Below are 17,353 nucleotides of genomic sequence, written 5' to 3'. Positions count from 1 at the left end.
CCACCAACCCCGCGCGCGTGATTCACCGCGCCGCGGGCTGGAACATCAACGCGAAGCTCGGGATGTAGGTGGTGAGGAACAGCACCACCAGCATCCACGCGATCTGCGGCCAGATCGCGCGGCTGATGCGTTGCAACGACAGCCCGCTGATCGCCATGCCGATGAACAGGCAATAGCCGATCGGCGGCGCCGCCATGCCGATCGCGACATTGGTGACGATGATCGCACCGAAATGGATCGGGTCCACGCCGAACTTGGTGGCGATGGCGATCAACATCGGGCCGAGGATGACCATGATGGCGATCTCGTCCATCACCGCCGCCATCAGGAAGAAGGCGATGTTGAGCGCGGCCAGCGCCATCCATTTCTCGCCGACATTCTCGCCCAGCCAGGCGGCAAAGCGCGTGGCGATCTGTTCCTGCGCGACCAGGATGCCGAAGCCGGCCGACACCGCGATGATGGCGCAGACGATGGCACTTGTTCGCATCGCGCTGGCAAAGATGCCCGGCAGCGCGCGCAGGGTCAGTTGCTTCTCGACGAACAGCCCGACCAGCAGCGCATAGACGCAGGAGATCGCGGCCGCCTCGGTCGGCGTGAAGACGCCGCCGTAGATGCCGCCCAGCACCAGCAGCGGCGAGGCCAGCGCCCAGCGGCCGCGCGCAAAGGCCGTCGCTGCCTCGCGCAGCGTGGCGCGCGGCAGGCGCGGCACATCGCGCCGCCAGGCATGCACCCAGCAGATCACCAGCAGCCCCGCCGCGATCATGATCCCCGGCACGATGCCCGACAGGAACAGCCGGCCGATCGACTGTTCCGCCACGATCCCCCAGATGACGAAGGCGATCGACGGCGGGATCAGCGGCCCCAGCACACCGGCACTCACGGCGATGGACGCCGCGAAGGCCCGGTCATACCCCGCCGCCGCCATGGCCGGGATCATGATGGCGCCGATCGCCGCCGTGGTGGCAGGCGCCGAGCCGGAAATCGCGGAGAACACCAGCGCCGCCAATACCGTGACCATCGCCAGCCCGCCGCGCAGATGCCGCACCAGCGTGCCGGCGAAATCCACCAGGCGCTGCGACAGCCCGCCGGCGGTCATGATCTCGCCGGCCAGCATGAACAGCGGGATCGCGAGCAGGCTGAAGGATTGCGATCCGCTGATGACGGATTGCGCGAGGAAGGCGGGTTCGATGTCGGCGGCGATCAGCGCGCCCGTCACCACCAGCGCGATGGTGATGGCGAAGGGGACACCCAGCACGACCAGCACGGCGAAGCCCGCCGTCAGGAACCAGGCGACCTCGCTCACGCCGCGGTCTCCACCGCACCGCCGGGGCGCAGCGCGCGTTCCAGCCCGAACAGCGCGACCAGCGCGCCGCAGGCGATGGCGAGCGCGTTCAGGATCTCGGTCGGGTAGCCCATCGCCGCCGAGACCGACCCCGATGTCAGGTCGAGGAAGCGCCAGCCCGACCAGGCCAGGAAGCCGCCCAGTGCGGCCGTCAGCGCATCCACCAGTCGTTCATAGCCGACGCGTCCGCCGCGCGGCAGCGCATCGGGCAGCAGCGTCAGGCGCACATGGAAGCCCTCGTGCACGCCAAGCGCCAGGCCACCCAGCACGCTCCAGGAGAACAGCAGCACCGCGAGTTCCTCGCTCCAGGACGATGCCGCGCCGACGACGTAGCGCATCACCACCTGGTAGACGATCGCGGCGAGCATTCCCGCCGCGGCCAGTGCCACAGACAAGCGCGTCGCCGCCGCGACGGCGCGCGTCGCGGCGGCGAGCAGCCTCACTGCACGGCGGCCAGCGCGTCGCGCACGATGTCGGCGCCGATCTGGCCGCGGAACGCCTCGTACATCGGCAGCACGCCGCGGCGGAAGGCGGCCTTGTCGGCGACCTCGTTGATCGTCATGCCATGGCGCGCGAGGCTTTCGCGGAAGCCGACATTCGACGCCGCATTGGCGGCGCGCTGCGCGGCGGTCGCCTCGGCGGCGGCTTCCTGCACCGGACCGCGCAGGTCGGCGGGCAGGCGGTCGAAGCTGCGCTTGGCCATCAGCAGGCCGATCATCGAATAGATGTGGCCGGTCAGCGAGAGGTACTTCGTCACCTCGTAGTACTTGTTCTGGTCGATGATCCCGAGCGGAATCTCGAGCCCGTCGATCGCACCCTGCTGCACGGCGGTGAAGGTCTCGCCCCAGGCCATCGGCACGGCGTTGCCGCCGAGCGATCGGAACATCTCGATGTAGATCGGGCTCTGCAGCACGCGGAACTTGATGCCGCGCAGGTCCTCCGGCCGCACGATCGGGCGGACGTTGTTGATCATCTGGCGGAAGCCGCCCTCCATGTAGCCGAGGGGCACCACCCCGCGCGCCTCCAGCCGCGTGCGCAGCGCAGCCCCCACCTGGCCGTCCAGCACGCGATGCGCCTGCGCCTCGCTGGAGAACAGGAAGGGCATGTCGTTGACCTGGAAAGCCGGTTCGACCTGCGCGATCACCGCATTGGTGATGACGCCCATGTCGACGGTGCCGAGCCGCATGCCATCCAGCATCGGCCGCTCATCGCCCAGCGCGCGATTCGGGAAGAGCTGCACGTCCACGCGCTCGCCGACGCGGCGCTCCAGCCCCTGCTTGAACAGCCGCGCGCCGGAAGCGTAGGGGTCCTGCGCGCCATCGCCGCTGGTCCAGCCGATCCGCAGCACGGTGCGGCCCTGCGCACGCAACACGCTCGGCGCGACGGACGTGGCGAGGGCAGCGGCGCCGAGGCCGCGGCGGGTCATCGTGGTCATCGGGGTTTCCTCCATCGGCCCGGTCGGTGCCGGGATGTCGCGGCGGATGATAGGGCGGTCGCGCGCCCCGGCAAGCCGTGTCAGGCCAGCGTCATCAACCGCCCGAAGCCCGGCACCGCATCGGCGATGCCGCAGCGGCGCAGCGCATGCCAGGCCATGATCTGGTTGCTGGTGACGACCGGCATGCGGAGCTCCGCCTCCAGCGGCGCGATCAGCGATGCGGAGCGGATGGCGGTGCAGGAGATGAAGCAGGCCTCCGCGCCTGGCGATGCCGCCGCGGCCGCGCGCACCTGGTCGATGATGCGCGCCGGCGGCAGGACCGCCATCTCGGCATTGGTGTTGAGCCCCAACATCGACCCGCCGACCACCGTGATGCCATGCGCGGCGAGGAAGGCGATCTCGCGCGCATGCACCTCGGCGATATAGGGCGTGACCAGCAGGATGCGGCGGGCACCCAGCGCAGCGAAGGCGGCGAGGATGCCCTCGGCGGTCGCGGTTGCCGGCAGGCCGGTGGCCGCGGTCATGCGGCGCAGGATGTCATCCGCCATGGCGGGCGCGAAGGTGGAGACGGCGGTGCAGTGGAAGGCGACCAGGTCCGGTCGCGCATGCGCGACCAGGCGGGATGCGGGTTCCAGGTCGTCCAGCATGCGCATCAACTCGGGTTGGGAGCTGCCGCGCAACTCCAGCCGCGTGACCAGGGCGGCGACGCCGGCCGGCATCATGGCGTGCAGTTCGGGCTCGCTCACCGCATTGCCGGAGGGCACGAGGAAGCCGATTCGTGCGCGGTCGCCGTAGTCGATCGCGGTCACAGCGATGCCCTCGCGGCGGCAAGCCAGCTGCGGTCGATGTAGTCCTCGGCGCGGGTGCGCGCGCGGGTCGGCAGGTCGCGGATCAGCGCGCTGGTCTCGATCAACGCCTGCACGCCGGCGGCACTTGCCTCGCCATCGCGGGGGAAGATTTCGCCGCGCGTGTATTCCGCCCAGGCGCTGTCGGCGTAGCGCGGTTCGATGCCGCTCTCGGCGACCGCGACCTGCCGCGCCAGGTCGCGGTCCGTGGTGAATCGTTCATGCGCGCGCAGGAAGCCGCGCAGGAAGCGCAGCAGCAGGTCGCGATGGTCCGCCGCCCAGCGCGTGTCGACATCAAGGCTGGTGAACTGGAAGTCGTCGCGCGGCTCCGCCAGGGAGACGAAGCCCTGGTCGAGCGCCATGTGGTTCAGCGGCGCGCCCTGCAATCCGGCATCGATGCCACCCGACCGCAGCAGGTCCCAGCGCGCGAGGATCGGCCCGCAGGCGACCAGTTCGTAGTCGCCGGGGTAGTGCAGCCCGTGCGACGCCAGCATCCGCATGATCAGCGAGGACGACCCCGCGCGCAGCGACGACACGCCGATCCGCTTGCCGCGCAGCCCCGCGATCCCATCGATGCCCGCACGCGCGACCAGCGAGAAGGGCAGCCGGTTCACGTTCCCGCCGATGATCGCCTGGTGGCCGCCCGCCTCGGCATCGAGGATGACATGCTCGGTCACGCCATAGGCGAGTTGCGCGCGGCCATCGCGCACGCGCTCGTTCACGTCCTCGATGCCCTCGATGTGGTCGATCGCGAGGTCGATGCCTTCATCCGCAAACAGCCCGGCATGCAGCCCGACCCAGGCCGGCATGTTGAAGTAGTTGCGAGAGACGACGGCAAGCGTCAGGCGGTCCATGGCAGCTTTCCCCGGGGCCGAGCGGCGCGGAGCCTTGCATCGTCGGCACGCCCTGGCCAGGGCGCGGATTTCCGTCGCGCGGCGGCCGGCCTGACTGTATTGTACGTACCATGGAGTTAAAAGATGCCGATCGCCCCCGCCGCACCCGCGACCCGGACCAGACCCGGCGCGACCTGATCGACGCCGCCATCGCCGAGTTCAGCGAGAAGGGCTTCTCCGGCGGCCGCGTGGACGACATCGCCGCCCGCACGCGCACCACCAAGCGGATGATCTACTACTACTTCGGCAGCAAGGAACGGCTCTACGCCGCCGTGCTGGAGGAGATGTACGGCGGCATGCGCGATGCCGAGCAGGCCCTGCCGCTGGCGCGCCTGCCGCCGCTGCTGGCCCTGCAGCGCCTGGTCGAGACCACCTTCGACCACCACGCTGCGCATCCGGAATTCGTCCGCCTGGTCAGCGTCGAGAATATCCACGAGGCACGCAACGTCGCCGCCTCGCCCGAGATCATCACGCGCAATGCCGCGGTCATCGGCACGCTGCGCGACCTGATCACGCGCGGGGAGCGCGAAGGCGCCTTCCGCAGCGGGCTCGATGCGCTCAACCTGCATATGCTGATCAGTTCGTTCTGCTTCTACCGCGTGTCGAACCGCCACACGCTGACGGCGATCTTCGGGCGCGACCTGCTCGCGCACGACACCCTCGCGGCGCATCGGCGCATGATTGTCGAGGCGGTGCTGCGCTACGTGGCGCCCGGCTGAACCATCGCGGCGAAGTGGCGCAGCATGCGCCCGGCATCCGGCGCGATGCCGGTGAAGTGCCGGAAGGCGCCGACCGCCTGGAACACCGCCATGCCACCGCCATCGAGCGTGCGGCAACCGAGCGCGCGCGCAGCGCGCAGCAATTCGGTCTCGAGCGGGAAGTAGATGATCTCGGCAACCCAGAGATCAGCGCGCAGCAGCGCGGCCGGCAGCGGCGTCCCCGGCAGCTTCGCCATGCCGACCGGCGTGCAGTTCACCAGCCCATCCGCGGCGGCGACGGCGGCGGCCAGGTCCACCACGGCCGCCGCGCGGCCGGCGCCGAATCGGACATTCAGGTCCGCCACCAGAGCAGTGGCGCGCGCCGCGTCGACATCCGTGATCGACAGCAGGCCCACGCCTTCGCTCAGCAGCGCATGCGCCACCGCCGCCCCCGCGCCGCCGGCGCCAAGCTGCACGACGCGCGACCGCGCCACGCCGGGCAGGCCGCGACGGAAGCCCTCGGCGAAGCCCGAGCCATCCGTGTTGTGGCCGATGCGCCGGCCGTCGCGCAGCACCACCGTATTCACCGCGCCAAGCGCGCGCGCATCGGGCGAGAGTTCGTGCAGCAGCGCGATGACCGCCTGCTTGCAGGGATAGGTGATGTTGAGCCCCGCGAAGCCCATGCGCTCGGCGGCCGTCAACAGGTCAGGCAGCGCCTCGACGCCGACGCGAAGCGGATCGAGGTCGATGATCCGGTAGATCAGCCGCAGCCCCTGCTCCGCGCCCTCGCGCTCATGCAGCGCGGGCGTGCGGGAGGCCTGGATGCCGGCACCGATCAGCCCGGCGAGGACGGCGGGCCTGCTGTCCCAGGTGGTCATGGCGATCCTCCGTGCGGCTGCACTTTTCACTTGCCTCCGTAATGTACTATCCAGTACGTACACGTCAACGCCGCACCGACGACGATCGAGGGAGACAACCGACATGATCACCCGCCGCAGCCTCGCCGCACTCGCCGCCCTGCCCGCGCTCGGCGCGCGCGCCATGGCGCAGGAAGCCTGGCCTTCGCGCCCCGTCACCCTCGTCGTCCCCTGGGCGGCGGGCGGATCGACCGATGCCGTGGCGCGCATCCTGGCCCAGCGCCTCAGCCAGGACACCGGCCGCAGCTTCGTGGTCGACAACCGGACCGGCGCCAATGGCACGATCGGCTTCAATTCCGTCGCCCGCGCCCGGCCGGATGGCACCACCCTGCTGGTCAGCACCGTCAGCACCTATGCCATGGCGCCGTGGCTGCTGCCGCTGCCCTACAACAACGAGCGCGACTTCACGGGCCTCGGCCTGCTCGCGACGATGCCCATCATCATGGTCGTCCACAAGGACTTCCCGGCGCGCACCGTCGCCGAATACATCGAGATGGCGCGCCGGCCGAATGCGCGCATGACCTACGCGAATTCCGGCACCGGCTCCTCCACGCACCTGGCGACCGAGCTGTTCCTGCAGGAAGCGCGCATCGAGGTCGCCGACATCGGCTATCGCGGCGGCGCGCCCGCGGTGCAGGCCGTCCTGGCCAACGAGACACCGATGGTGTTCCAGGCCGCCTCCGGCATCCTGCCGCACATCCAGTCAGGCGCGTTCCGCGCGCTGGGCATCGCCTCGCGCGAGCGCAGCCCGCTGGCGCCCGAGATCCCGACCTTCGCCGAACAGGGCCTGCCTGGCGTGGTGGTCGAGGAACACATCGCGCTGCAGGCCCCCGCCGGCCTGCCGCCCGAGATCATCCGCCGCGCCAACGAGGTTTCGCGCGCCGCCATGGAGGCGCCGGAGACGCGCCAGCGCCTGGCGACGCTGGCAGTGGTGCCCACCGTGACCTCGCCGGATGACTGGCCCGCCTATTTCGCCGCCGAGAATGCGAAGTGGCGAGACATGATCCGCGCCAGGAACATCCGCCTGCAGTGACCTCGCGGGGGCCGGCGCCAGGCGCGCCAGCCCCCCAAGGACCGCACCATGCCCGGCCCGCCGGCCGTGAACCGAGAAGGACCAACGCCATGCAGGCCGATGCCGAATTCGTCGCGCGCGACCCCGCCGCGCATCCGCCGGCGCTGACGCCGATCTACAAGACCAGCGTCTTCCGCGCGCCGCATCGGCCCCTGCTGTCGCTCGAAAACTCGCTGTCCGAGGTGACCGGGCCGGTCTTCGGGCAGAACGAGCTCGGCCCGCTCGATGCCGACCTGGTGCTGAACTACGCGCGCGACGGCGGCGCGCCGATCGGCGAGCGCATCATCCTGCATGGCCGCGTGCTGGACGGTTCGGCGCGCCCGGTCGCGGGCGCGCTGGTGGAACTGTGGCAGTGCAATGCGGCCGGGCGCTACCGCCACCGCAACGACACCTATGACGCGCCGATCGACCCGAATTTCGGCGGCTGCGGCCGCTGCGTGACGGATGCCGAGGGCCGCTACGCCTTCCGCACCGTCAAGCCCGGCCCCTACCCCTACCGCAATCGCGTGAACGACTGGCGCCCGGCGCATATTCATTTCTCGGTCTTCGGCTCCGGCTTCGCGCAGCGCCTGGTCACCCAGATGTACTTCGAGGGCGACCCGCTGCTGCGCCACGACAGCATCCTGCACACCGTTGCCGATCCCGCGGCGCGCGAACGGCTGGTCGCGTTGCTCGACCTCAATGCCTCGGTGCCGCTGCACACGCTGGCCTATCGCTGGGACATCGTGCTGCGCGGATCGCGTTCGACGCTGTTCGAAAACCGCCTGCAGGGGAACTGACGCCATGATCCCGCGCGACGCGCTGGGCTACCTGCCCGAGACTCCCTCCCAGACCGCCGGCCCCTATGTGCATATCGGGCTGATCCCCAAGCAGGCCGGCTTCGACATCTTCGACAACAACCTCGGCGAGGCGATGGTCGCACCCGCGACGCTGGGCACGCGCATCCGCGTCGAGGGCCGCATTCTCGACGGCACCGGCGCGCTGGTGCGCGATGCGCTCGTGGAAGTCTGGCAGGCCAATGCCGCCGGCCGCTACGCCCACCCCGCGGACCGGCAGGACGGCAAGGAAACGGACCCATGCTTCCGCGGCTGGGGCCGCACCGGCACCGACTTCGCCACCGGCATCTGGGCCTTCGAGACGATCAAGCCCGGCCCCGTCGCCGGCCGCGCCGGGCATCGCGCGATGGCGCCGCACCTCAACCTCTGGATCGTGTCGCGCGGCATCAACCTTGGCTTGTCGACGCGGATGTATTTCGGCGACGAGGACGCGGCCAATGCCGCCGACCCGGTGCTGAACATCGTCGAGCAGCCGGAACGGCGGAAGACGCTGATCGCGCGGCCCGAAACGCGCGACGGCAAGCCGGTCTATGTCTTCGACATCCGCCTGCAGGGCGAGGGCGAGACGATCTTCTTCGACATCTGATGCGATCGGCGGCGTCGCCGGACGTCTCGCGCGCAAGCTTGGCGGGCACCCATCGACGCGTGCTTCGATGGGGCACGGCGGGGCGGCTGCACACCAGACCAAAGGGATAAGTGCCATGGCGCCGATGCGGTCGATCGCCACCGTCTGCCTGTCCGGCACCCTGCCCGACAAGCTGGAGGCCGCCGCATCGGCCGGCTTCGACGGCGTCGAGATCTTCGAGAACGACCTGCTGACCTTCGAGGGCTCGCCGGCTGATGCGGGGCGCATGGCCGCCGATCTCGGCCTCGCCATCACGCTGTTCCAGCCCTTCCGCGACTTCGAGGCGATGCCCCCGACGCAGCGCGCGCGCAACATGGACCGTGCCGAGCGAAAGTTCGACATCATGCAGGCGCTCGGCGCGCAGATGATCCTGGTGTGCAGCAACACCCAGCCCGCCGCGCTACCCGAAGCCGAGCGCGCCGCCGCCGACCTGCGCGAAATGGCCGATCGCGCGGCCAAGCGCGGCCTGCTGGTGGGCTACGAGGCGCTGGCCTGGGGGCGCCATGTGAATCGCTGGCGACAGGCCTGGGATATCGTGCAGCGGGCCGACCATGCTGCGCTGGGCCTGATCCTCGACAGCTTCCACACGCTGGCGCTGGGTGACGATCTCTCCGGCCTGGCGGGCACGGTGCCGGCGGAAAAACTGTTCTTCGTCCAGCTTGCCAATGCGCCGCGCCTGGCGATGGACCCGCTTTCGTGGTCGCGGCATTTCCGCAACTTCCCCGGGCAGGGCGAGCTGCCCGTCGCGGGCTTCCTGCGCGATGCGCTCGCGGCGGGCTACGCGGGCCCACTCTCGCTCGAAGTGTTCAACGACGAATTCCGCACCGCCCCGGCGCGCCGCATCGCGCGCGATGCGCTGCGCAGCCTGGTGTGGCTCGACGACCAGGCGGGTGTCGCGCCGCTTCCGGCGCTGCCGCGCCTCGGCGGCATCGACTTCATCGAATTCGCGGTCGATGGCCAGGCGCATGACGCGCTCGCGCGTTTCATCGCGCCGCTCGGCTTCCGTCGCGTCGGCACGCACCGGTCGAAGGCGGTCGAGCTCTGGCGCAACGGCGGCGCCAATATCGTGCTGAATGCCGAACCCGACAGCGCGGCCTCCGAACGATTCGAAATGGTCGGCCCCTGCGTCTGCGCCATGGCCTTCCAGGTCGACGACGCCGCGCGCGCGGTGGCGCGGGCCGAGGCGCTGCTGTGTTCGGTCTGGTCGGAGCGCCTGGGCGCCGGTGAACGGCGGATCCCCGCGCTGCGCGCACCCGACGGCATGCTGATCTACTTGGTCGAGACGCCCGCCGCCGGCGCGCCGGCGCATTGGGAGACGGATTTCCACATGGCGGCGGATGCCGATGCGCCCGGCACGCTGCTCGGCATCGACCATGTCGCGCAGGCGCTGGCGCCCGGGCTGCTCGACGGCTTCGAGCTGTTCTACCGAACGGTGTTCGGCCTGGAGCCTGACGCGCCATGGGAACTGCCCGACCCCTACGGCCTGGTGCGCAGCCGCGCCTTCACCAGCCTGGGCGGGCCGCGCCTGCCGCTGAACGTCTCCGAGAGCGGGCGGACCGGCACGGGGCGCTTCGTGACCGCCTTCGCGGGCGCTGGCGTGCACCACGTGGCCTTCGCGACCGGCGATGCGATGGCCGCCACGGCATCGGCCGCCGGCGCGCCGCTGCTGGACATTTCCGCCAACTACTACGAGGACGTCGCCGCGCGGTTCGGCCTGGACGATGCCGAACTCGATGCCCTGCGCGCGCGTCACCTGCTGTTCGACCGCGATGCCGCCGGCGACTTCCGGCACGCCTATACCCGCGCCTTCGACGACCGGTTCTTCCTCGAACTCGTCGAGCGGCGCGGCGGCTATGCAGGCTATGGCGCCGCCAATGCGGGGGTCCGCATGGCGGCGCAGCGGCGCGCGCGCGGCGGAGATTGACGCCGGCGGCGCGCGTTTCTCAATTGCGCCACGGCCCTCCGGCGCCGCGCGAGGCACCCGACCGCCGATCGAGGGCACCCACAGGCGGCACCCTGAGGCCGCGCTTCGACCCTTCGCGCGATCAGTTGAGCCGGATGCCGCGCAGCACCTCCGCCTTCTGCTCGATATCGGTCTGCAGCCGCCGCGTGAAATCGGCGCGGTTGAGGAAGAAATTCGCCGGCTGCGACCCGGTGCGCGCCGCGGTGCGATAGACCTCGCTGGCCGCCGCCCTGGCGCAGGCGGCCTCGATGCGCGCGATGCGGTCCTCCGGCGTGCCGGCCGGGGCGAACAGCCCGCCGAAGGAGGCCGGCGCCACCTCGAAGCCCTGCTCGATGGCCGTCGGCGCATCGGGGAAGTCCGGATGGCGCTGCGCGTCGAACACCGCCAGCACGCGGATGTCGTTGCGCCCGGCCGCCGAGCCCAGCACGATCGAACCGACATCGATGCGCCCCTGCAGCACCTCGGTCATCACCGCGGCGTCGGCGCGGTAGGGTACGTGCTCGATCTCCGCGCGCGCCGCACCCAGCCACTGCACCATCGCCAGGTGCGGGATCGAGGTGACGCCGAGCGTGCCATAGGTCATCCGACCGGGCGCTGCCTGCGCCGCCGTCTGCAAGTCGCGCAGCGTGCGGATCGGGCTGTCGGGCTTCACCACCAGCGCCATGGAATTGCTGAACACCTGGCAGATCGGCCGGAAGCTGTTCGTCGCCAGGCCGCCCTGCGGCTGCGTCACCGGCAGCACCGAGGCGACCAGCGCCGGCACGAACAACAGCGTGTAGCCATCCGCCGGCGCGCGCGCCACCGAAACCGAACCGACCAGCGCGGCCGCCCCCTCGCGGTTCACCACCACCACCGGCTGGCCCAGCAGCGGCTGCATCTGCGCCGCCAGCGCCCGCACAAGCAGGTCGATCGCATTGCCCGGCGGATACGGGATGACGACCTGGATCGGCCGCGCGGGCCAGGCCTCCTGGGCATGGGCGGCGAAGGGCAGTGCTGCGGCGGCGCCCGCCAGCAGGCGTCGGGTGATCATGGCGTCTTCTCCCTGGGGTCGTCGAAATTCAGCCGGCCGGCACCAGGCGGGACGGGTCGGAGCCCACGCGCCCGCCGCCGCCCGCGGTGTCGCGGGACATGGTGAAGTCGTAGCGGATGCTCGGGATGCCCGGCATCGGCGCGTCGGGCAGGCCGAGCGCCTCCTGGATCACCAGCGACTTCGAGACACCGAACACGGTGTCGCTGTCCACATGCGCGTCGTCGGCGAAATACAGTGCCGTCACCAATTCGCGGAAGCCGGGGGCGGCGACCAGGATGTGGATATGCGCCGGGCGGAAGCCGTGGCGGTCCTGCTGGCGCACCATGGCCCCCACCGGCCCGTCCATCGGGATGGAATAGCCCAGCGGCTTCAGGGTGCGGAAATGGAAGCGCCCCTCGGCGTCGCAGGCGAGCTGCCCGCGCATCTCCATCACCGTCGGATCATGCGCCTGGAGGTCGTACATGCCCTCGGCGTCGGTCTGCCAGACATCGATGGTGGCGTGCGCGATGCCCTTCCCGTCGGCGTCGGTGACCTGCCCGAAGATAACGATCTCGGGCCCCTTCGATGCATAGGCGATGCTGCCGCCGAGTTCGATCTTCGGCGCCTGCTCGCGGAAGAACGGGCCGAGCAGGCTGGTCTCGGTACCGGCCGCCTCGCGCCCCGTCGCGTCGTGCATCACGTTCACCAGGCGCGACAGGCCAAGCACATCCGACAGCAGGATGAATTCCTGGCGGATCGGCGAACAGGCCTGGCCGACGGCGGTCAGGAAGGCGATGCCCTTCAGCCACTCGTCGGGCGTCAGCTTCACCTCGCGCGCGAAGGCGTGCAGGTGGCGCACCGCGGCCTCCATGATCTCGCGCATGCGCGGATCCGGCGTCTGCGCCATCTGTTCGATGACGGCGTCGGTGATGCCGTTGGCGTCCAGGTCCTGCATGGGGTCCTCCGTGCGCCGCGGCGCGGCGGCGTTGTGTTTAAATCAGGCTGCGGGTCGCGGGCGGGCAGGGTCAAGCGAGCCGGCGCCATCCGCGGTGACGATATCGGCAAGGCCGGCGCCGGCGACACCCCCGCGCATCGGTGTGCCGGCGGCCGGGAAATCCTGCCGGAACGCGATGCCCGCATCCGCCATGCGGCCGAGCACGGCATCGAGGTGCCGCATCGCGCCGCCGGCGATGTCGTGCAGCACCAGCACGGGGCGGGGCTGTGCCAGGCATTGCTCCAGCGCGTGGTCGGGCCAGCCATCGGGGTCGCGCCAGTCGCCCGGCACGGCCGACCACAGCACGACCGTATGGCCGCCCGCCGCCAGATAGTCGCGCGCCTCCAGGCTCAGCAGGTGCCGCCCAAGACGCCCGCCGCCACCGACCGGTCGGAACAGCCGGTCCGGATGCGCGAGCTCGCCGATCAGGTCCTGGGTGCGGCCGATCTCCGCGACGGCGTGGCCGCGATCCTGCCGGTCGCCCAGCGGCCCCCCGTGGCTGAAGGTATGGTTGCCGATCCAGTGCCCTTCGGCATGGGCGCGCTGCGCCAGCGCGCGCCGCGCGGGATCGGCCAGGTGCTGCCCGACCACGAAGAAGGTCGCGCGAAGGCCGCGGCGGCGCAGCACATCGAGCACCCCCGGCGTGGCGTCGGGATCGGGGCCATTGTCGAAGGTCAGCGTGACCGCGGGGGCGTGGGCGGGAGGGCGCATCGAGGGCCTCGGACGTCCATGCTGTTTTTACCGATAAAAACACCACGTCAAGCGATTTTGTCGGGGTTGCAGCAACCCCTGGGCTGCCCCATCCTGCGCCGGCCATGACCGGACCGCCCAGCCTCGCGGGATCGCCCGACACCCAAGCGACCGCCGCCTATCGTCGGTTGCGCGCCGCGATCCTCGAAGGCCGGCTGGCACCCGGACAACGGCTCAAGGTGCAGGATCTCGCGGTGCTGTGCGGCGCCGGGCCGACGCCAGTGCGCGAGGCGCTCGCGCAGCTCGCCGCGGAAGGCCTGGCGCGCCGGATCGAGCAGCGCGGCTTCCGCGTGGCCGATGCCGACCCGGCAGGGCTGTCCGAGCTGGTCCGCAGCCGCTGCCTGGTCGAAGCCGCCGCGCTGCGCGAAGCGATCGCGCGCGGCGATGCCGCCTGGGAGGATTCCGTGGCCGCCGCCGAACGGCGCCTGGCCCGCCTGCCGCGCTCGCTCGACCCCGCCCGCTACGTGACGAATCCGGCCTGGGAGGCGGCCCATCGCCGCTTCCACCAGGCCCTGGTATCGGCCTGCGCGGCGACCCCGCTGATGGCCTTCTGCGAAAGGCTGCGCGACGAGGCGGAGCGCTATCGCGCCCAGGCCAACGCCGTCGCCTGGCCGGGCCGCGACGTTGCGGCCGAGCACGCCGCGATCGCCGAGGCGGCGCTCGATCGCGATGCGGATCGCGCGGTCGCGCTGCTCGCCCAGCACCTGGATGCGACCGGCGAATTCGTGCGACTGGCGCTGGAACGCCAGGCCGCCGCTCCGCCACCGCGCCGGCGCTCCGGCGAATGACGCCGCCGGCGCGCTGCGCCGGCCCAGGACAAGGACAGGACACCCCATGGCCGACACCGCCCCCCTGCTGCCCACCACCGTGGTCGGGAGCTACCCGCAACCCGAATGGCTGGTGGACCGCGCCATCCTGACCAAGAACAACGTCGTGCCGCGGCTGCGCCTGAAGGAGATCTGGCGGGTGGCGGAGGATGCGTTGGAGCAGGCGCAGGACGACGCCACGCTGATCGCCGTGCGCGACATGGAGCGCGCCGGCATCGACATCATCACCGATGGCGAGATGCGGCGCGAAAGCTACTCCAACCGCTTCGCCCTCGCGCTCGACGGCGTGGACATCGACAACCCTGCCGTGGTCAGCGGCCGGATGGGCAAGCCCACGCCGGTGCCGCGCGTGACCGGCCCGATCCGCCGCCGCCACGCGGTCGAACAGCGCGACGTGGAATTCCTGCGGGCGAACACCGACCGCCGCATCAAGATCACCCTGCCCGGCCCCTTCACCATGTCGATGCAGGCGCATGACGAGCACTACGGCGACGACGAGGCCTTCGCGATGGCCTATGCCGCCGTGGTCGCCGAGGAAGCCCGCGACCTGGTCGCCGCCGGCGCCGACGTGATCCAGCTGGACGAGCCCTGGCTGCAGGCGCGCCCGGAACAGGCCAAGCGATATGGCGTGAAGGCGATCAACCGCGCGCTGGAAGGCGTTCCGGGCACCACCGTGGTGCACCTTTGCTTCGGCTACGCGGCGCTCGTGACCGACAAGCCCTCGGGCTATTCCTTCCTGCCGCAGCTGGCCGACAGCACCGCGACGCAGATCTCGATCGAGGCCGCGCAACCGCGGCTCGACCTCGGGATGCTGTCGGACCTGTCGAACAAGACCATCATGCTCGGCGTGCTCGACCTCGGCACGACCGAGGTGGAAAGCGCCGAGACCGTCGCGGCGCGGCTGCGCGAAGGGCTGCGGCACGTGCCGGCGGACCGGCTGGTGGCGGCGCCCGATTGCGGCATGAAGTACCTGCCGCGGCCGCGCGCCTTCGCCAAGCTGAAGGCGCTGGCCGATGGCGCGGCGATCGTGCGGCGCGAACTGGCGGGCTGACCTTCGGGCGCGGGCGCGGCGCGCCCGGGGTGCTGCGCTACGCGTCCATCCCGGTCGGCAGCAGCGCCGCCATCGCCATGTCGCGGTCGGCGCGCAGGTGGTCGCGCATCAGTGCCTCGGCCGTCGCGCCGTCGCGCGCGACGATCGCGTCGATGATCCGGCCATGCTCCTCCAGCGCCTGCGGGGCGCGGCCGTGGCGCAGGGTCATCAGCCCGAAGCGGTGCACCTGGTCGCCAAGCTGCGCCATGAAGCGCGCCAGCCGGGCATTGCGCGTGAGGGCGATGATCCGCGCATGCAGCCGGACCGAGGCCTCGTAGGCCTCCTGGAGGTTCCCGTGCGCGAATTGCGCGAGGGCCTCGGCATGGTCGGCGGCCAGCGCGCGCGCGTCGGCCTCCGTCAGGTGCTCCGCCGCCAGTCGCGCGGCGAAGCATTCGAGCTGCTCGCGCAGCTGGTACACCTCGACGATATCGCGCACGGAGGGCTCCGCGACCACCACGCCGCGCTGCGGCAGGATGCGCACCAGCCCGCCGGCGGCGAGCTCGCGCAGCGCCTCGCGGATCGGCGTCCGGCTGATCCCCATTTCCTCCGAGAGCTGGTTCTCGGAGAGCAGGCTGCCGGGCGGGTAGCGAAGGTCCAGGATCCGGCCGCGGATCGTGTCGAGCGCCTGTTCCCGCAGGCTGCCCGCCGGCCTACGCGGACGCCCCATGGCTCAGCCTGCGTCGCATGTAGTGTCCGGTGCCCACGGCGCCGTCGTCGAGCGCGCCGTCGCGCAGCACGAAGCGCCCGCGCACCAGCGCATGGACCACGCGCCCGGTCAGCTCCCAGCCTTCGTAGATAGAATAGCCCGCCGCGCTGAGCACACCGTCCCGCGCGACAGTCCAGCGCGCGGCCGGGTCGACGATGGCGAAATCCGCATCCATCCCGGGGGCGATGGCGCCCTTGGCGTGATCGAGGCCCATGGCGCGCGCCGGATTGCCGGACGTCAGCGCGGCGATGCGGGGCAGGCTCAGGCCGCGCTTCGCATGGCCTTCGCTCAGCAGCACCGGCAGCATGGTCTCCATCCCGGGGCAGCCAGGCGATGCGGCCCAGATGCCGCCCTCCTTCGAGGTGATGTCGCGATGCACGTGGTCGGTCGCAACCGTATCGATGCTGCCGTCGTGCAGGCCGCGCCACAGCGCCTCGCGATCCGTGGCCTCGCGCAGCGGCGGGTTGATCTTGCCGACGGCGCCGCCCGGCCAGGTGATGTCGTGCGTCAGGTAGTGCGGGCAGGTCTCGATGAACACGCGCGCCCCCGCGGCGCGCTGGCGCCGCGCGGCGTCGAGCGCCTCGGCCGAGGATGTGTGGACGACATAGAGCGGCGCGCCCGCGGTCCGCGCGACATAGGCGGCGCGCTGCACGGCATCGGCCTCCACGAAGGGCGGGCGGGAGGCGTTCCAGCTCGCGAGCCCGCCGGTGCCTTCGGGGTCGTCGCGCATGATGCGTTCGCGCAGCACCCAGGCGAGTTCGATCGTCTCGGGATGCGGGCAGACCATGCCGCCATGCGCGGCGGCGGCTTCGCACAGGCGCAGCAGGAAGCCGTCGTCGATGTCCGGCAGGCCGAGCCGCTTCCCCTCGCCGCCGCGGTTGTTCATGAAGATCTTGAAGCTCGGCGCGCCCCAGTCGCGGATGCAGGCCGCGACCTCGGCCAGTTGCGCCTCGGTCGAGATGATCGGGTGGTAGCCGAAATCGATGCGCGCACCGGCCGTGGTGACGGCGATGACGTCGCCGAGGATCTCGCCGAAGCGGTCGGTCGCCATCAGATACGGGATGAAGCAGGTGATGCCGCCCGCGGCGGCCGCGGCGCTCTCGCGGTCGGCGTCGCCCGGCACGCGCGGGCGCGAGATGTCCTTGCCGTGGCCAAGATGCAGATGCGCGTCGATCGCGCCCGGCATCACGACCAGGCCGCCGAGCGGGACGCGCTCTTGCGCCGGCACCTCCGCACCCGGCGCCAGCAGCGCGGCGATGCGCCCCGCCGCGATCGCGATGTCGCAGGCAACGGGGGTCGCCGCGCCCGGCAGCACGACGGTCGCGCCGGTCAGGAGCAGATCGTACGCCAT

18 protein-coding genes are annotated in these 17,353 nt (G+C 71.2%); 7 read left to right on the top strand and 11 right to left on the bottom strand.

Translation table 11 applies throughout. The features are described from left to right. Window positions 1-22 precede the first annotated feature (22 nt). From LQ222_RS20155 to LQ222_RS20135, 5 genes are all read right to left on the bottom strand, one after another. Window positions 23-1,303 carry a TRAP transporter large permease gene (locus tag LQ222_RS20155; RefSeq protein ID WP_230168641.1) on the bottom strand — a complete coding sequence of 427 codons (1,281 nt, stop codon included), beginning with the start codon at window positions 1,301-1,303 and terminating at the stop codon, window positions 23-25. Continuing rightward, window positions 1,300-1,785, bottom strand: a complete 486-nt coding sequence (locus LQ222_RS20150; protein ID WP_230168640.1) for a TRAP transporter small permease — start codon at window positions 1,783-1,785, stop codon at window positions 1,300-1,302. The genes LQ222_RS20155 and LQ222_RS20150 overlap by 4 nt, the downstream gene beginning before the upstream one ends. Continuing rightward, window positions 1,782-2,777, bottom strand: a complete 996-nt coding sequence (locus LQ222_RS20145) for a TRAP transporter substrate-binding protein (RefSeq protein ID WP_230168639.1) — start codon at window positions 2,775-2,777, stop codon at window positions 1,782-1,784. Before LQ222_RS20145 ends, LQ222_RS20150 begins: the two co-directional genes overlap by 4 nt. A gap of 80 nt (window positions 2,778-2,857) precedes the next feature. Then, window positions 2,858-3,586 carry a hypothetical protein gene (locus LQ222_RS20140; protein WP_230168638.1) on the bottom strand — a complete coding sequence of 243 codons (729 nt, stop codon included), beginning with the start codon at window positions 3,584-3,586 and terminating at the stop codon, window positions 2,858-2,860. Further along, window positions 3,583-4,476, bottom strand: coding sequence for an ABC transporter substrate-binding protein (locus LQ222_RS20135; protein WP_230168637.1), 894 nt, complete (start codon window positions 4,474-4,476; stop codon window positions 3,583-3,585). The genes LQ222_RS20140 and LQ222_RS20135 overlap by 4 nt, the downstream gene beginning before the upstream one ends. Before the next feature lie 110 nt (window positions 4,477-4,586). Here LQ222_RS20135 and LQ222_RS20130 point away from each other — a divergent pair, with 110 nt between their 5' ends. Continuing rightward, entirely contained in the window at window positions 4,587-5,234 is a 648-nt protein-coding gene (locus LQ222_RS20130; RefSeq protein ID WP_230168636.1) for a TetR/AcrR family transcriptional regulator, read from the top strand. On the opposite strand, the gene LQ222_RS20125 is transcribed toward LQ222_RS20130, so the two are convergent. Further along, window positions 5,216-6,091, bottom strand: coding sequence for a shikimate dehydrogenase (locus tag LQ222_RS20125; protein ID WP_230168635.1), 876 nt, complete (start codon window positions 6,089-6,091; stop codon window positions 5,216-5,218). The genes LQ222_RS20130 and LQ222_RS20125 overlap by 19 nt on opposite strands. Window positions 6,092-6,194: 103 nt before the next feature. Here LQ222_RS20125 and LQ222_RS20120 point away from each other — a divergent pair, with 103 nt between their 5' ends. From LQ222_RS20120 to LQ222_RS20105, 4 genes are all read left to right on the top strand, one after another. Then, window positions 6,195-7,163, top strand: coding sequence for a tripartite tricarboxylate transporter substrate binding protein (locus LQ222_RS20120; protein ID WP_230168634.1), 969 nt, complete (start codon window positions 6,195-6,197; stop codon window positions 7,161-7,163). Between the two features lie 89 nt (window positions 7,164-7,252). After that, complete coding sequence (gene pcaH, locus LQ222_RS20115; RefSeq protein ID WP_230168633.1) at window positions 7,253-7,981, top strand: protocatechuate 3,4-dioxygenase subunit beta; 729 nt, start codon at window positions 7,253-7,255, stop codon at window positions 7,979-7,981. A 4-nt stretch (window positions 7,982-7,985) separates the two neighbouring features. Next, window positions 7,986-8,624: a protocatechuate 3,4-dioxygenase subunit alpha gene (gene pcaG / locus LQ222_RS20110; RefSeq protein WP_230168632.1), complete on the top strand. Its 639-nt coding sequence runs from the start codon at window positions 7,986-7,988 to the stop codon at window positions 8,622-8,624. 115 nt (window positions 8,625-8,739) lie between these two features. Further along, window positions 8,740-10,587: a bifunctional sugar phosphate isomerase/epimerase/4-hydroxyphenylpyruvate dioxygenase family protein gene (locus tag LQ222_RS20105; protein ID WP_305800028.1), complete on the top strand. Its 1,848-nt coding sequence runs from the start codon at window positions 8,740-8,742 to the stop codon at window positions 10,585-10,587. 121 nt (window positions 10,588-10,708) lie between these two features. On the opposite strand, the gene LQ222_RS20100 is transcribed toward LQ222_RS20105, so the two are convergent. Genes LQ222_RS20100 through LQ222_RS20090 form a run of 3 tightly spaced genes read right to left on the bottom strand, consistent with a single transcriptional unit; the run spans window position 10,709 to window position 13,340 of the window. After that, window positions 10,709-11,656: a tripartite tricarboxylate transporter substrate binding protein gene (locus tag LQ222_RS20100; protein WP_230168631.1), complete on the bottom strand. Its 948-nt coding sequence runs from the start codon at window positions 11,654-11,656 to the stop codon at window positions 10,709-10,711. 28 nt (window positions 11,657-11,684) lie between these two features. Beyond that, complete coding sequence (locus tag LQ222_RS20095; protein ID WP_230168630.1) at window positions 11,685-12,590, bottom strand: dioxygenase; 906 nt, start codon at window positions 12,588-12,590, stop codon at window positions 11,685-11,687. Window positions 12,591-12,632: 42 nt separating this feature from the next. After that, a complete protein-coding gene (locus LQ222_RS20090) occupies window positions 12,633-13,340 on the bottom strand; it encodes a polysaccharide deacetylase family protein (RefSeq protein WP_230168629.1) in 708 nt (235 codons plus the stop codon). Between the two features lie 104 nt (window positions 13,341-13,444). Here LQ222_RS20090 and LQ222_RS20085 point away from each other — a divergent pair, with 104 nt between their 5' ends. Together LQ222_RS20085 and LQ222_RS20080 are read left to right on the top strand one after the other, a co-directional pair. Beyond that, entirely contained in the window at window positions 13,445-14,167 is a 723-nt protein-coding gene (locus LQ222_RS20085) for a GntR family transcriptional regulator (protein WP_230168628.1), read from the top strand. Between the two features lie 46 nt (window positions 14,168-14,213). Further along, window positions 14,214-15,257, top strand: a complete 1,044-nt coding sequence (locus LQ222_RS20080) for a uroporphyrinogen decarboxylase family protein (protein WP_230168627.1) — start codon at window positions 14,214-14,216, stop codon at window positions 15,255-15,257. Window positions 15,258-15,294: 37 nt separating this feature from the next. Here LQ222_RS20080 and LQ222_RS20075 read toward each other — a convergent pair whose 3' ends face one another. Together LQ222_RS20075 and LQ222_RS20070 are read right to left on the bottom strand one after the other, a co-directional pair. Then, window positions 15,295-15,963 (bottom strand): GntR family transcriptional regulator, encoded by a 669-nt coding sequence (locus LQ222_RS20075; RefSeq protein ID WP_230168626.1) that lies wholly within the window; start codon window positions 15,961-15,963, stop codon window positions 15,295-15,297. Beyond that, window positions 15,947-17,353 (bottom strand): dihydroorotase family protein, encoded by a 1,407-nt coding sequence (locus tag LQ222_RS20070; RefSeq protein ID WP_230168625.1) that lies wholly within the window; start codon window positions 17,351-17,353, stop codon window positions 15,947-15,949. The genes LQ222_RS20075 and LQ222_RS20070 overlap by 17 nt, the downstream gene beginning before the upstream one ends.

The sequence above is a fragment of the Roseomonas sp. CECT 9278 genome (genome assembly GCF_918698155.1).
Lineage (GTDB): Bacteria > Pseudomonadota > Alphaproteobacteria > Acetobacterales > Acetobacteraceae > Neoroseomonas.
The sequence above is the reverse complement of the archived record's forward strand: the minus strand, read 5'-3'. Positions and strand labels throughout refer to the sequence as shown.